This window comes from Jiangella gansuensis DSM 44835 (assembly GCF_000515395.1).
GTDB lineage: Bacteria > Actinomycetota > Actinomycetes > Jiangellales > Jiangellaceae > Jiangella > Jiangella gansuensis.
This window is the reverse complement of record NZ_KI911782.1, coordinates 2,258,362-2,271,983: the sequence shown is the minus strand read 5'-3', so window position 1 is coordinate 2,271,983 and position 13,622 is coordinate 2,258,362. Positions and strand designations below refer to the sequence as shown.

Sequence of the window (13,622 nt, the reverse complement as noted above, 5' to 3'; positions counted from 1 at the left end):
GATCAGTCGCTCGACCCGGCCTCGGCCTCGGAGAGCACGACCCGGGCGACCTCACGCATGGACGTGCGCTTGTCCATGGCGGCCTTCTGGATCCACCGGAACGCGTCGGGCTCGGTCAGGCCGTACTTGGTCTGCAGAATGCCCTTGGCCCGGTCGACGAGCTTGCGCGTCTCGAGGCGGTCGGCGAGGTCGTGGACCTCGTTCTCGAGCTGGGTGATCTCCTCGTGCCGGGAGAGCGCCATCTCGATGGCGGGCACCAGGTCCGCCTTGCTGAAGGGCTTGACCAGGTAGGCCATGGCCCCGGCGTCGCGGGCGCGCTCCACGAGATCACGCTGGGAGAATGCGGTCAGGATGAGTACCGGCGCGATCCGCTGCTCGACGATCCGAGCGGCCGCCGAGATACCGTCGAGTACCGGCATCTTGACGTCCATGACGACGAGGTCGGGGCGGTGCTCCTCGGCCAACCGGACGGCGCTGGCGCCGTCGGCGGCCTCACCCACCACCTCGTAGCCCTCCTCACCCAGCATCTCGATGAGATCCAGGCGGATCAACGACTCGTCCTCGGCCACGAGGACACGTCGGGCGGGCGCGGTTGGCGTTGGCGATTCGGTCACCCGGGAAGCCTACTCGGCACATGTTTCCGATGACGGTAGGCTAGGGTCCCTGTCGCCGCCGAACGCGGCCCGGTAGGCAAATTGGCAAAGCCGCCGCACTCAAAATGCGGTGTCTGTGGGTTCGAGTCCCACCCGGGCTACTCCTTCTGACCTGTAGAGCTCCCCGTGATCGTCCAGACTTCACCCGGTTATGACCGGGTCAACTCTTGATGATCATGGGGAGGTGGGCTGGGCTGTCGCCGCGGTGCCAGCACGGCCGTTCCTCTTCGGCGCGATCACCGGCGGCTACCACGTCGTGGGAATCGTCGTCGTCTCCGTGATCATCGGAGCCTTCGCGGTCGCCTGACCGCGCTCCGCCCCGGCCAGCACGGCGGCGGGATCAGACGGGGACGGCGGGCTTCCGTGCGCGCGGGCTGGTGCCGTGTACCCGCTTGAAGGCGGCACTCAGGGCGAACGGGCTGCTGTAGCCGACCTGCCGGGCCACAGCGCTCAGGGTGACGTCCGGTTCCTGCAGGAGATCGGCCGCGAGGGCGAGGCGCCAGTGTGTCAGGAACTCCATGGGCGGCTGGCCGACGAGTTCCGCGAACCGGCGCGCCAGGGTGGCCCGGGAGACGCCGACGGCGTGGGCGAGAGCCTGGACGGTCCAGGGGCGGGCGGGCTCATGGTGGATGTGCCGCAGGGCCGGGCCCACGACGGGGTCCGCATCCGCCAAGTACCAGCGCGGCCGGTCGGCGCCGGGGTGAGAGAGCCAGGCGCGCAGGGCGCTGATGAGGACGAGGTCGAGCAGGCGGTCGAGAATGACCTCCTGCCCCGGGGTGTCTTGGGCGATCTCGGCACCGAGCAACCCGATGAGCGGGGTGTCCCAAGCGTCGTGCCGCAGCACCATCATGGCCGGCAGCGCGCCCAGAAGGGCGCGGCCGATGGCCGGGGTGCGTTCATAGGTGCCGACGAGCATGACGGCCGGTCCGTCGGGATCGTTGCCCCAGCTGCGGGTACCGAGGCCCATCACGTCGGCGAGATCCCGCCCGTCCGGCGAGGTGCACCGATTGCCCGGCTGGACCACGACCTGTGCGCTCGTGTCGGGCTGATCGGCCAGCGTGTAGGGATCGGGCCCGCGCATGACCGCGACGTCACCCGGTCGCAGCAGGATCGGCTCGCCCTGATCGGGCATCGCGAACACTTCACCTCGCACCACGGCGACCAGGGCGAGTTTCGCTTCGTCCTGGATTCGGACCGCCCACGGCGGGCTCATGGAGACCCGCAACGTGAAGGCCCCGCGCGCCCGGGGGGCGTCGAGGATGCCAGTGAGCCCGTCCATGACCAGACTTTAGACGATCCAGTATGCGGATGAGTCTCTGCGGCATGGTTCGTCTCACTCCCCTGCTCTTCACTGGGTACATGAATGACGCGACGGCGGCCCGGGGGCACGACCGCAACATTCGACCGCCCGGCGAGCCGGCGCGATGAGCGCGCTCCGGACCGCAGTGCTACTGGCCGCCACCGTGACGATGGGACTGGCAGCCGGGCTGTTCCAGGCCTTCTCCTACGCGGTGATGCCCGGTCTCGGTGATACCCGCGACGAGGTGTTCGTGGAGGCGATGCAGCGCATCAACGTGGCGATCGTGAATCCGTGGTTCGCGACCATCGTCGTGGGAGCCCTCGTCCTCACCGGCCTCGCAGCCGCCTCGGAGCTGAGGCGGCGATCGGGTCCGGGCTTGGCATGGACGGCGGCCGCGCTCCTGCTCTACGTCGCGACCCTCGTGATCACCCGCGGCGTCAGTATCCCGCTCAACGACACCCTCGACGCCGCCGGTGACCCCGGCGCCCTCCCCGATGTCGCCGCCGTGCGAGAGCGGTTCGAGGACCGGTGGAACCGGTGGAACGCCATCCGGGCGCTGACCTCGACTGCCGCCTTCGGGTGCCTCGCCTGGGCGCTGGCACGCCACCGCCGGTGGTCACCTGCCGCGAAGACGTAGGCTCCGCACAGGTCGAACCGGCGGTCCGGGCCTGGCGAGACGGAAAACGGCGGCGCCGTTGGTTCGTTCGCCGCCGTTTCCCCGGCAGCGGTCAGCAGCAACCGGTGTCGCAGCTGTCCGTGATCTGGTCCTCGCAGCAGTCCATGGTGGTCACCTCCCTTCTGGGCTCGGCACCCGGCCGACCAGGGTGGGCGGTCAGGCGGTCGCGCAGCAGACAGTGCCGCGGCGCGCGGTCAGCGCGGCCCAGGCGCCGCGAACCCGCGTCGCGGCACATGCCACGGTGCTCGGACGGCAGCAGATGGCCTGGGCGACGAGACGCTGGTGAGCGGCCGCGGCCATCAGTTCGCGCCGGCGCTCGGCGGCCATCGCCTCGGGCAGGGACGGGTGCATGACGGCTCCTCGGCAGTCTTCGCGTGGCCGGAACAATCCGACCTTGTTTCGATGTTCATCTAACCACTGATTCGAAGGATGTCAAAACAAGTTTCGAGAACTGTGGAAACAAGCCACTCTCCCGGCTAGCCTGGAGCCACCATGACCACCGCAGCCATGAACCTCGGCGCACCGGCGCCCGCACGTGCCCTCCCGGTACTGAACACCTGCTGCACTCCGACGTCGGCCATGGGTGACGACGACGCCACGTCGCTGGCCGGCATGTTCAAGGCGCTGGCCGACCCGGCCCGGGTGAAGATCCTGTCGATGCTGCTCAACGCCGACGAGGTCTGCGCCTGCGACGTCTCGGCCGGCATCGGCAAGACGGCGGCCACGACGAGCCATCACCTGAAACTGCTGCGCGACGCCGGCCTGGTCACCGGCGACCGGCGTGGCACCTGGATCTACTACCGCGTGGTCCCGGAGCGCCTGGCCGCCATCCGCGACGCTCTGTCACTGGGGCCGGTGGAGCACTAGGCCGGCTGGAGGTAGAGGGGCCGCCGTCGCTGATGACCTTCTGGGTGCCCATAGCGCTGCCAGCCCAGAGACGACCAGAACTCGTCGGCGTGCTCGCTGAGCGCCAGGAGCCGCCGACCCGGGTTGCTGGCCGCGACGCGCGCGACCACCTCGGTTCCGATGCCTTTGCCACGGTGCGCGGGTGCGACTTCGATGAACTGGATCTCGAGTGCGGCAGCGCCGAGGCGGGGCGCACCGAAGTCGTGGGCGAAGTCGGCCTGATCGTCGAGCTCGACGCGCGCGACCTCGACACCATCCAGGCGGACCTCGAAGTAGGTCGCACCGGCGTCGAGCAGCCGGGGTTCGTTCCACCAGCGCTCGTTGAAGCTCTCGCTCAGCTCGAACCGCTGCCAGGTGTAGCGGTCGTCGTCTCGCCCTCGACGCTTCTCGATCAGCACCAGGCGCACGGCGCCTCAGCAGCAGACTTCGAGGTAGGCCTGCAGGTCCGCGAGGGCCCGCGCCATGCCGGTCTTGTCGGCCCGGTAGTAGACGGCCTTGCCGTCGCGACGGGAGGTGACGATGCCGCCGCGGCGCAGGAGTTTGAGCTGCTCCGACGCCGTGGACTGACCGATCCCGGCCAGCTCCGCCACCTCACCCACCGAAAGCTCCGCACCACGAGCGAACAACAGCAGGATCTTCTGCCGGGCCGGACTGGCCAGCGCCTTGAGGAACTCCAGCGTGGCGTCGCTCAGCTCCACCAGATCGTCGGCCACCAGCGGCAGCGACCTGCGCTCCCCCGCCGTCACGACCTCGCTCACGCCACCGAGCATACGACTCGGGTGTGCCGGTGAGCCTCCGCCGCCCGCATGGCGGAGGCGTCAGCCGGGCGACAGCGCTCGCACCTGCCGGGGCAGGTGGTGTTCGCGGACCCAGGCCTGAGTGGCGATCTGAACCGCGTCCCAAGGGGAACCGAGCGGCGGCGTGTAGGAGAGGTCGAGGTCGCTGACCGCCTCGACTGTCATGCCGTGGAACAACGCCGTCGCGAAGGTGTCGACGCGTTTGGCGGTCTCGGTGCCGCGTGCTCCGACGAGCTGGGCGCCGAGCAGCTGGCCGGTGTCGCGGTCGCCTGTGATGCGGATGGTGATGCGCTGGGCGCCCGGGTAGTAGGCCTTGTGGTCGTCCGGCGTCGCGGTGCTGCTGACGGGGACGAACCCGGCCGCGGCGGCCTCGTGCTCGCGTAGCCCGGTCCGGGCCGCGACGAGGTCGAACACCTTGACGACCTGGGTGCCGACGCTGCCGGCGAACCGGGCCCGGCCGCCGACGGCGTTCTCGCCGGCGACCCGGCCCTGCTTGTGCGCCGTCGTGCCCAGCGGCAGGTACGTGACGCCGAGCTGGCGGTGGTGGGTGACGACGCAGTCGCCCGCGGCCCACACGTGGGGCAGCCCGGTGGCCATGGTGTCGTCGACGACGACGGCGCCGCGCGGCCCGGACCGCGCGCCGGCCGCGACCAGCAGGTCGGTGTTCGGCCGCACCCCGACCACGACGAGCACCAGGTCGACGTCCCAGGCGAGCGGCTCGGCGTCCGGGCCGGCGCCGACGACGTGCAGCCGGGCGGGCCCCGATTCGGCGCGGGCGATGCCGGTCACCGTCGCCTGCGTGTGTACAGCCACACCATGGCGGTCCAGCTCGGCATGGACCAGTGCACCGAGTTCGGGGTCGACCGTGGGCAGCACCTCGGGCAGCATCTCGACCTGGGTGACGGCGATGCCGCGCGCGGTCAGGCCCTCGGCCATCTCCAGCCCGACGTAGCCGGCACCCACGATCAGCGCCGTCGACGGCACGATGCGGTCCAGGCTCTGTTCCAGGGCGAACGTGTCGTCCATGGAGTGCAGCACGTGCACGCCGTCGGCCGCGCCGAGAGTGTCCAGGCCGGCGATCGGCGGGAGCACCGGCAGGGCGCCGGTGCCGACGATCAGTTCGTCGTACTCCAGCGCCGTCTCGCCGCCGTCGCTCGCACGCACGGCGAGCCGCCGTCCGTCGACGTCGATCGCGGTGGCCACGGCGTCCAGCCGCAGCCTCATACCGGTGGCCTCGAGGTCGGCGTGGGTGCGGTGGGCCAGGTTCGACCAGTGCCCGACCTCACCGGAGATGTAATACGGGATGCCGCAGATGGAGAAGTTCGGGTAGGTGTCGGCGACCACGACGGTCACCTCGGCGGACGGGTCCAGCTCGCGGGCGCGCAGCGCGGCGGAGATGCCCGCGTCGCTGCCGCCGACGGCGACGATGTGCACGAGGATGCCTCTCAGGCTCGGACTTGCGTGGGCTCGGGATGCGGGACGACGACGGCGTCAGCCGCGCGGCCGGCGCCGGGGTACAGCACGAGGACGAGCAGGACGGCGACGGCGGCACCGGCCAGTTGGGCACCGATGAACGCCGGGGCCGAGGACGGCGCGATGCCGGCGAACGTGTCGGTGAACATCCGCCCGGCCGTGACCGCCGGGTTGGCGAACGACGTGGAGCTGGTGAACCAGTAGGCCGCCCCGATGTAGGCGCCGACCGCGGGGGCAGCGAATGCGCCGCGGCCGGTCCGGGCCAGCGCGAAGATCAGCAACACCAGGCCGGCGGTCGCGACCACCTCTCCGACCAGCAGCCCGGTCCCGCTACGTTCGGTCGACGCCATGGCCGTGTCGACCGAGTACATGACGTTGGCCAGCACCGCACCGCAGATTCCGCCGGCGCACTGTGCCACCACATAGCCGGCCGCCTCCACCGCCGGCAGCCCGGTGCCGGAGCGGCGGCCCAGCCACCAGTCGGCCGCCGTCACCACCGGGTTGAAGTGTGCGCCGGACACCGGCCCGAACAGCAGGATCAGCACCGTCAGCCCCAGCACCGTGGCCGTGCTGTTCTCCAGCAACTGCAGCCCGACGTCGTCCGGCGACAGCCGCTGGGCCGCGATACCGGACCCGACCACCACCGCCACCAGGAGGCCAGTACCGAGGAACTCGGCGAGCAGGCGACGCCAGGCAGCCGGCGTCGATTCGATCACTGTCACGGCGCCATCTTGACCGAGCCAGATAGCTCAGTCAAGATTGAGACAATGAACGCTGAGCGAACTACCCTGGAGACGCGGGCCGCGAAGCATGCGGCCCTGTCCGACCCGGCGCGCCTGTACATCACCGACCTGCTCAGCCTCGGCGACCTCTCCCCCAGCGAACTGCAAGCCCGCCTGGGCATGCCCTCGAACCTGCTGGCCCACCACCTCCGGACGCTGGAGTCCGCCGGCTTGCTGGCTCGCAGTCGCTCGGAGGCCGACCGCCGCCGCAGCTACCTCCGGCTCACGCCGGGCGCCCTGGACGGGCTCGTGCCCGGCGCGGTCGGCCACGCCCACCGGGTGGTCTTCGTCTGCACCGCCAACTCCGCGCGCTCGCAGCTAGCGGTGGCGCTCTGGCGGCGCGCCAGCGCCATACCCGTCACCTCCGCGGGCACGCATCCCGCCGAGCGGGTCGACCCCGGCGCCCTCGCCGCCGCACGGCGCCACGGCATCCCGCTGCGTGCGAACCGTCCTCGCCGGCTCCGCGACGTCACCACCGACGACGACCTCGTGATCACCGTCTGCGATCGCGCCCACGAGGAGCTCGGTGAGGTCGGCGGCCTGCACTGGTCCGTCCCCGACCCCGTCGCCGCCGGCACCGACGACGCTTTCGACACGACCGTCGCCACCCTCACCAACCGCGTCGGCAGCCTCGCCCCGCGGCTCGCCGCCTCCTGACAGGAGCACCGTCATGGCCCACACCTACCAGCGGGCGCCCATCACCCTGGACCAGCAGCACGCGCTCACCACGGCCGCCGCGCGACTGGCCGGCGAGTTCGACGGCACCTTCGGGCCGGAGACGATCGAGCGGTTCCTGCACACCTCCTACGACCAGTTCGCCGGCCGCGCCTCCGTCGTGAACTTCCTCCCGCTGCTGGCCGAAAGGTTCGCCAGGCAGCGGCTCACCGCGCTCGCCCGGGTGGAGGGGTCGCTACACGACGGCCGCCCCACGGTGCTGTTCCTGTGCGTGCACAACGCCGGCCGCTCCCAAATGGCGCTCGGCTTCTTCCAGCACCACGCCGGCGACAACGCTCTCGCGTGGTCAGGTGGTTCCGAGCCCGGCGACCAGGTCAACTCCACCGCAGTCGCCGCCATGGCAGAACGCGGCATCGACATCTCCGGTGAGTATCCCAAGCCCTGGACCGACGAGGTCGTCCGCGCCGCCGACGTCGTCGTCACCATGGGCTGCGGCGACGCCTGCCCCGTCTTCCCCGGCAAGCGGTACGAGGACTGGGCCCTCGACGACCCCGCCGGGCAGGACCTGGCCGCCGTCCGCCCCATCCGCGACGAGATCGAACGCCGCGTCCTCACCCTGCTCGGCCAGCTCGGCGTCTCGCGCCGTTCCGCCTGAGCGACGCCGGCGCGTCGTTCAGGCTGAACGGCCACTCAGCGGAACTGGTCGATGAGGCTGCGGGCCATCGCCTTCGCGCGCTGTGCAGCCCGGATATCACCTTCGGCCGCCGCGACGATGGAGCCCTTCATCAGGATGTGCCACGACCGGGAGAAGCTCTCGGGGTCGCGGAGCCCGGCCCGCGCGGCCCGTTCCCGCACGATCTCGCGGATGTTGGCGAGGTAGTCGATGCTCGCCAGCCCCAGCTCATGGTCCGGGCCCATCTCCAGCAGGATGTTGATGAACGAACAGCCGTCGAAGGCTTCGCTGGCGAACCATTCGTCGAACACGTCGAAGATCGCCAGCAGCTGTGCCTCGGGGGTGGAGCCGCGCCGCTCCGACCCCGCTGCGATGAACGCCAACGTCCACTGCTGCTCCCGCCGGGCGAGGAATGCCATTACCAGCGCGTTCTTCGACGGGAAATGGCGGTAGAACGTCGACTTCGCCACGGCCGACCGCGCGATGACCTCGTCGACCCCGACCGCGCGCACGCCGCGCTGGGCGAACAGGTCGTAGCTGGTCGCGAGGATGCGGCTCCGTGCGTCAAGGACCATGGCTGGTCACCCCATTGGCTTCTGGACCCCCGTACCCATAGTCAGGCCGCCCTCTCAGCGTGCGCTCCCGGAAGTCCTGATGGTGTCGGCGTCGAACCGGAGCCGGCGTCCGGCGACGGTCAGGCCACCGGGACGTCCCGCCGCCGCAGGCCGGCCAGCCCCGCCCAGGTGAACGCGGCCGCGATGGCCAGGAGCACGATAGTCGAGGTGAGTTCGAAGTCCGCGGCCGGGAGTTCAGGCACGTGCCCGAACGGCGACAGGTTCCTGGTCCAGCCGGGGAACTGCAGGATCTGCCCGATGTAGATCACCGCGATTGCGTACGCCGGAATGAGCCAGGCCAGCGGGCTGAGCCGGGGGGCCAGGCCGACCACTGCGGCAGCGAAACCGGCGGCCACCCAGATCGCGGGGAGCTGGACGAGTGCGGCGGCGAGCATCTGAGCGAGCCAGGCCGCGTCGTCGGTCGCGATCGCCGTCGACACACCGAAGCCCAGGCCCACCAGCACCATGATCACCGTGCTGCCTCCGAAAGCCATGGCGAGGTGGCTGGCCGCCCAACGTGGCCGGGACACGGCGGTGGCCAGGAGCGGCTCGGCACGCCCGGAGGTCTCCTCCGACCGCAGCCGCAACACCGCCAGGACGGCCTGGACGGACGCGATCATGCCGGTGAGGCTGAGCACGGTGACCAGCCAGGACTCGATGAGAGTCGCGCCGGCGACGTCGCGGATCATGTCCTCCATGGAGGAGATCTGGTCGAACATGTCCTGGATGCTGTCGACCAGAGAGCCGTATGTGATCGCGAGGATGAGCAGGCCGATGGACCAGGCGACGAGGCCGGCACGCTGCAGCCTGAACGCGAGCCCGAGCGGGCTGCTCAGCGCCGGCGACGCGGTGGGCGAGCCGAGCCGGGCGGGACGGAGCCCGGCGCCGACGTCGCGGCGGGTACTCAGCGCGTACGCGACCGCGGCGAGCATCACCGCCAGTGCGATGAGGAGCAGGAGCGGCCACCAGCGCTGGTCGGCGGCGTATGACCGGGTCGCCTGCACCCAGTACAGCGGCGACGCCCACGACAGGCCGCACTCGGCGACGTCACCGACCGCGCGCACGACGTAGGTCCCGCCCAGAACCGCCAGCGCCATTCCGGATGCCCCGCGGGCATACTCGGTGACCTGGCTGGTCACCGCCGCCACGGCGGTGAAGGCCAGGCCGGCGGCGGCCAGGCCCGCGCCGAACAGGAGCGAGCCGGAGGTGGTGACCCCGTCGGCGCCGGAGCTCGCCAGCCCGAGGGCGATGAGCAGGCCGGTGGCGATGTTCGCTGCGCCGACGACGATGAACGCGGCGGTGGTCTGTGCGTGCCGGCCCAGGACACTGGAGCGGATCAGCTCGGCCCGGCCGGCTTCCTCCTCCGCGCGGGTGTGCCGCACGAACAGCAGAATGCTCATCAAACCCAGGAACAGGGCCATGAAGACGGACATCTGGTGCCCGGCCATCACGCCGTACGTGTAGTCGTCGCGACTGTAGATGCGGCCCACCATCGCGGTGACGGCCGGCAGGCTGGTCAGGTCCGCCGCGGTCTGCCGGTCCGCCTCCGTGGGATACGTCTGCTCGAAGCTGCCGATGGAGCCGACCCCGAACAGCGTCAGGGCGCCGATCCACACCGGCAGCCGGACACGGTCGCGCCGCAGGATGAACCGGACCAGCGTGGCGGTACCTGCCAGGGTGTGCTGGCCGGCGGCCTGCCTCTGCGCGGGCAGGGTCGCGGCGCTCATCGCGGACCCCCCGCCGCGCTCGCCGCGCCGGCGGAACCGTTGGCGGTGAGTTCGTCGCCGTAGTGACGCAGCATGAGCTCTTCCAGCGTCGGCGGGTGGCTGGTGAGGCTGCGCACGCCGAGCTCGCCGAGCCGCCGGATCGTGGCGTCGAGGTGTTCACTGTCCACGTCGAACCGGGCGCGCCCGTCGCCGCTGTGGAAGTTGTGCACGCCTGGGGCTTCGGCCAGGGCCCCCGCGGGACGTTCGGTGTCCGCCTCGATGGTGGTACGGGTGAGGTGACGCATCTGGGCGAGCGTTCCGGTCTGGACGACCTGGCCCCGACGGATGATGCTGATCGTATCGCCGAGCTTCTCGACCTGGGCGAGGATGTGGCTCGACAACAGGACCGTGCGGCCGTCGGCCTTGGCCTCGCGGATGAACTCCTGGAACACCGTCTCCATCAACGGGTCCAACCCGGCCGTCGGCTCGTCGAGGATGAGCAGTTCGACGTCGGAGGCGAGCGCCGCGACGATCGCGGCCTTCTGCCGGTTGCCCTTCGAGTACGTGCGTGCCTTCTTCGACGGGTCCAGGTCGAAGCGCTCGATCAGGTCGCGACGGCGTGCGGCGTCGAGTCCCCCGCGCAGCCGGCCGAGTAGGTCGATGGCCTCGCCACCGGTGAGGTTGGGCCACAGTTCGACGTCGCCGGGGACGTAGGCCAGCCGGTGGTGCAGGGCGACGGCGTCCGTCCACGGGTCGCCGCCGAGGAGGCTGACGCTGCCGGAGTCCGGGCGCAGCAGGCCGAGCAGGACGCGGATGGTGGTGGACTTGCCGGCGCCGTTGGGGCCGAGGAACCCGTGGACAGTGCCGGTTTCGACGGTCATGTCGAGACCGTCGAGCGCCGTGACGGCGCCGAAGGACTTGCGCAGGTTCTGGATCTGGATGGCAGGGGTCATCGCCGTACCTCGTTCGATGAAGACCGGGCCGTGCCCGGGAATGAGTGCGTACCGGATGTCGGTGCCCGTGAGCGGGCGTGCGCGCTGTCAGGTCGCCGGTGGTGCGGCGTCGCCGTCCGACGGCGGGTCCGGCACGTACATGAGGTAGTTGTCCAGCATGGAACGGTCGACGAACAGGCCGTGGCTGAACAGCTCGAGAGCGGGCAGGGTGAGTTCTTCGAGGTAGTGGCGGAACGCGGCCGCGAAATCCTCCTGGTACTCGTCCAGGTGCATCGAGGCCCACAGCAGCATGCCGCCGATGTTCTGGTAGGCCAGGTAGCGGGTCCGTGCTTCAGGGTCGCGGCTCGGCCTGAACACCCCTGCCTCGACTCCAGCGGCCAGGTACTCCTGCGCGTCGGCCATCATGTGCTCGACCAGCTCCGCCGCCATCGTCCCGCCGGACTGCAGGCTGCGCAGCAGGTAGCGCAGCATCGGCGCGAACCGGTCGATCTCGGCCAGCTGGGCCAGGAGCATGCTGGCCGTACCGGACGTGGCGGCCTTCGTCTTCTCCGCCCGGATGAAGGCCAGGACATGATCGTCGCACGCTCGCCGCAGGCCGTCCTTGGAGCCGAAGTGGTGTACCACCAGGCCGGCGGTCACCCCGGCATCCGCCGCGATAGCACGAAGCCCCACACCGAACCCGTCCCGCCCGAAGCGCATGATCGCGGCGTCACGAATCCGCTCGACCGTGTCTACTGCGGGGGGCCGAGTGTCGCGGTCCGTGGGTATGTCGCGCACATCAGCCATTAAACAGTCGTTCAACGCCGGGCGCAAGCATGCGCCGATATGTCCCGGGCCAGCCGGCCGGAGGGCGAACCAGCTGGTCACAGCGCTGTGACGGACGCGGGACGAGGTGTCCGCCGACCCGGAGCCGAGAATCTTGACGGTTTCTTGACGCCTGCGCCGGCCGCGATTCCGGCCGGAGCCGGCGCCGCGGCGATAGGTTCGAGAATCGTGCGTAGCGGAGGTCCGGCGGCGAGGTGGCGTGGCCACGGCATGCGGGGTCGCATGACTCATGGCTGGACTCCCGCCCAGATCGTCGTGCTGGGCTTCGCAGCCGTGATCATGGTCGGGACGGGACTGCTGGCGCTGCCCTGGGCGCGCGAAGGCCAGGGTTCGGCGACGCTGGTGGAGGCGCTGTTCACGTCCACCTCAGCGGTCTGCGTGACCGGGCTGGTCGTCGTCGACACCGCGGCGCACTGGAGCACCTTCGGTGAGATCGTGATCCTCTGCCTCATCCAGGTGGGCGGGTTCGGCATCATGACGATGGCCACGCTGCTGGTCATGCTGATCTCGCGGCGGATGCGGCTACGATCGCGGCTCGCGGCGGCCACGGAAACCAGGAGCCTGGGCCTCGGCGACGTGCGCGGCATCATCGTCGGCGTCGCCAAGATCAGCGTGGCGTTCGAGGTCACCGTCGCGGTGCTGTTGTGGCTACGGCTGGTGACGGCGTACGACGTCCCGCCCGGGCAAGCCGCGTACGAGAGTGTCTTCCACGCCGTGTCGGCGTTCAACAACGCCGGCTTCTCGCTCTACAGCGACAGCCTGATGCGGTTCGTCTCCGACCCGTGGTTCTGCCTGCCCATCGCCATCACGGTGATCTGCGGTGGGATCGGCTTCCCCGTGCTCCTGGAGCTGCGCCGGCAGTTCCGGCGGCCACGCCAGTGGAGCCTCCACACGAAGATCACGGTGTGGGGAACGGTCCTCCTGCTGGTCAGCGGCACCGCGTTCGTGCTGGCCAGCGAATGGGGGAACGACGCCACGCTCGGGGCGCTGGGCGGCGGCGAGCGCTGGCTGGCCGCGTTCTTCCACTCCACGATGCTGCGGACCGCGGGATTCAACAGCCTGGACGTCGCACAGATGAGCGATGTCACCTGGCTCGGCTCCGGCGTCCTCATGTTCATCGGCGGTGGCAGCGCCGGTACCGCGGGCGGCATCAAAGTGGCCACGTTCTTCCTGTTGCTGTTTGTCATCTACGCCGAGATCCGCGGCGAGCGGTCGGTCAACGTGTTCGACCGCCGGGTGGGATCCCGGGCGCAGCGGCAGGCGTTGACGGTGGCGCTGCTCGCCGTCGCCGCGGTGACCATCTCGACTCTGATCCTGCTCGCGATGACCGACCTCGTCCTGAACACGGTGCTGTTCGAGGCCATCTCCGCCTTCGCGACAGTCGGGCTCTCCACCGGCATCACAGCCGAGCTTCCCGCGGCGGGTCAGCTCGTTCTCGTCATACTGATGTTCGTCGGCCGTCTCGGGCCGATCACGCTGGCCAGCGCGTTGGCGTTGCGGCAGCACGAACGGCTGTACGAGCAGCCGGAAGGGAGACCGATCATTGGCTAGGCGGGCGAGCGGTCAGGTGCGGTCACCGAGAACGGTCG

The 13,622-nt window shown here is 70.4% G+C and carries 17 protein-coding genes and 1 tRNA gene; 7 read left to right on the top strand and 11 right to left on the bottom strand.

What is annotated here, in order from left to right:
- Positions 1-2: 2 nt before the first annotated feature.
- Complete coding sequence (locus JIAGA_RS29070; RefSeq protein ID WP_035812409.1) at positions 3-614, bottom strand: ANTAR domain-containing response regulator; 612 nt, start codon at positions 612-614, stop codon at positions 3-5.
- 66 nt (positions 615-680) lie between these two features.
- On the opposite strand from JIAGA_RS29070, the gene JIAGA_RS0110950 reads away from it, so the two are divergent.
- Both JIAGA_RS0110950 and JIAGA_RS35925 read left to right on the top strand, forming a co-directional pair.
- A tRNA-Leu gene (locus JIAGA_RS0110950) sits at positions 681-754 on the top strand.
- 83 nt (positions 755-837) lie between these two features.
- Positions 838-960 carry a hypothetical protein gene (locus JIAGA_RS35925; protein WP_281172682.1) on the top strand — a complete coding sequence of 41 codons (123 nt, stop codon included), beginning with the start codon at positions 838-840 and terminating at the stop codon, positions 958-960.
- Between the two features lie 33 nt (positions 961-993).
- Here the strand turns inward: JIAGA_RS35925 and JIAGA_RS0110940 are convergent, their stop codons facing one another.
- Positions 994-1,932 carry an AraC family transcriptional regulator gene (locus JIAGA_RS0110940; RefSeq protein WP_026875690.1) on the bottom strand — a complete coding sequence of 313 codons (939 nt, stop codon included), beginning with the start codon at positions 1,930-1,932 and terminating at the stop codon, positions 994-996.
- 145 nt (positions 1,933-2,077) lie between these two features.
- Between JIAGA_RS0110940 and JIAGA_RS0110935 the strand changes: the two genes are divergently transcribed.
- Positions 2,078-2,590, top strand: coding sequence for an anthrone oxygenase family protein (locus JIAGA_RS0110935; protein WP_026875689.1), 513 nt, complete (start codon positions 2,078-2,080; stop codon positions 2,588-2,590).
- Between the two features lie 195 nt (positions 2,591-2,785).
- Here the strand turns inward: JIAGA_RS0110935 and JIAGA_RS0110930 are convergent, their stop codons facing one another.
- Entirely contained in the window at positions 2,786-2,980 is a 195-nt protein-coding gene (locus JIAGA_RS0110930; RefSeq protein WP_026875688.1) for a hypothetical protein, read from the bottom strand.
- A gap of 141 nt (positions 2,981-3,121) precedes the next feature.
- Between JIAGA_RS0110930 and JIAGA_RS0110925 the strand changes: the two genes are divergently transcribed.
- A complete protein-coding gene (locus JIAGA_RS0110925; RefSeq protein WP_245597161.1) occupies positions 3,122-3,496 on the top strand; it encodes an ArsR/SmtB family transcription factor in 375 nt (124 codons plus the stop codon).
- Here JIAGA_RS0110925 and JIAGA_RS0110920 read toward each other — a convergent pair.
- The 4 genes from JIAGA_RS0110920 to JIAGA_RS0110905 are packed head-to-tail and all read right to left on the bottom strand — an operon-like array spanning position 3,493 to position 6,527.
- Positions 3,493-3,942 carry a GNAT family N-acetyltransferase gene (locus JIAGA_RS0110920; protein WP_026875686.1) on the bottom strand — a complete coding sequence of 150 codons (450 nt, stop codon included), beginning with the start codon at positions 3,940-3,942 and terminating at the stop codon, positions 3,493-3,495. The genes JIAGA_RS0110925 and JIAGA_RS0110920 overlap by 4 nt on opposite strands.
- A 6-nt stretch (positions 3,943-3,948) precedes the next feature.
- Positions 3,949-4,293 (bottom strand): ArsR/SmtB family transcription factor, encoded by a 345-nt coding sequence (locus JIAGA_RS0110915; RefSeq protein WP_211239607.1) that lies wholly within the window; start codon positions 4,291-4,293, stop codon positions 3,949-3,951.
- Positions 4,294-4,353: 60 nt separating this feature from the next.
- On the bottom strand, positions 4,354-5,766 hold the full coding sequence (locus JIAGA_RS0110910; protein ID WP_026875684.1) for an FAD-dependent oxidoreductase: 1,413 nt from the start codon (positions 5,764-5,766) through the stop codon (positions 4,354-4,356).
- Between the two features lie 11 nt (positions 5,767-5,777).
- The gene (locus tag JIAGA_RS0110905; RefSeq protein ID WP_026875683.1) at positions 5,778-6,527 is read right to left on the bottom strand and encodes an aquaporin; all 750 of its coding nucleotides are present in this window, start codon (positions 6,525-6,527) and stop codon (positions 5,778-5,780) included.
- Between the two features lie 45 nt (positions 6,528-6,572).
- Here JIAGA_RS0110905 and JIAGA_RS0110900 point away from each other — a divergent pair, with 45 nt between their 5' ends.
- A complete protein-coding gene (locus JIAGA_RS0110900) occupies positions 6,573-7,244 on the top strand; it encodes an arsenate reductase/protein-tyrosine-phosphatase family protein (RefSeq protein ID WP_026875682.1) in 672 nt (223 codons plus the stop codon).
- 13 nt (positions 7,245-7,257) lie between these two features.
- Positions 7,258-7,917, top strand: coding sequence for an arsenate reductase ArsC (locus JIAGA_RS0110895; RefSeq protein WP_026875681.1), 660 nt, complete (start codon positions 7,258-7,260; stop codon positions 7,915-7,917).
- A 35-nt stretch (positions 7,918-7,952) separates the two neighbouring features.
- Here the strand turns inward: JIAGA_RS0110895 and JIAGA_RS0110890 are convergent, their stop codons facing one another.
- The 4 genes from JIAGA_RS0110890 to JIAGA_RS0110875 form a co-directional block, all read right to left on the bottom strand.
- The gene (locus JIAGA_RS0110890; RefSeq protein ID WP_026875680.1) at positions 7,953-8,510 is read right to left on the bottom strand and encodes a TetR/AcrR family transcriptional regulator; all 558 of its coding nucleotides are present in this window, start codon (positions 8,508-8,510) and stop codon (positions 7,953-7,955) included.
- Positions 8,511-8,629: 119 nt separating this feature from the next.
- Positions 8,630-10,276 carry an ABC transporter permease gene (locus tag JIAGA_RS0110885; protein ID WP_026875679.1) on the bottom strand — a complete coding sequence of 549 codons (1,647 nt, stop codon included), beginning with the start codon at positions 10,274-10,276 and terminating at the stop codon, positions 8,630-8,632.
- Positions 10,273-11,208, bottom strand: coding sequence for an ABC transporter ATP-binding protein (locus JIAGA_RS0110880; RefSeq protein ID WP_026875678.1), 936 nt, complete (start codon positions 11,206-11,208; stop codon positions 10,273-10,275). Before JIAGA_RS0110880 ends, JIAGA_RS0110885 begins: the two co-directional genes overlap by 4 nt.
- Before the next feature lie 87 nt (positions 11,209-11,295).
- Positions 11,296-11,994 (bottom strand): TetR/AcrR family transcriptional regulator, encoded by a 699-nt coding sequence (locus tag JIAGA_RS0110875; protein ID WP_026875677.1) that lies wholly within the window; start codon positions 11,992-11,994, stop codon positions 11,296-11,298.
- Positions 11,995-12,255: 261 nt separating this feature from the next.
- Here JIAGA_RS0110875 and JIAGA_RS0110870 point away from each other — a divergent pair, with 261 nt between their 5' ends.
- Entirely contained in the window at positions 12,256-13,584 is a 1,329-nt protein-coding gene (locus tag JIAGA_RS0110870; RefSeq protein ID WP_026875676.1) for a TrkH family potassium uptake protein, read from the top strand.
- The last annotated feature ends 38 nt before the right edge of the window (positions 13,585-13,622 follow it).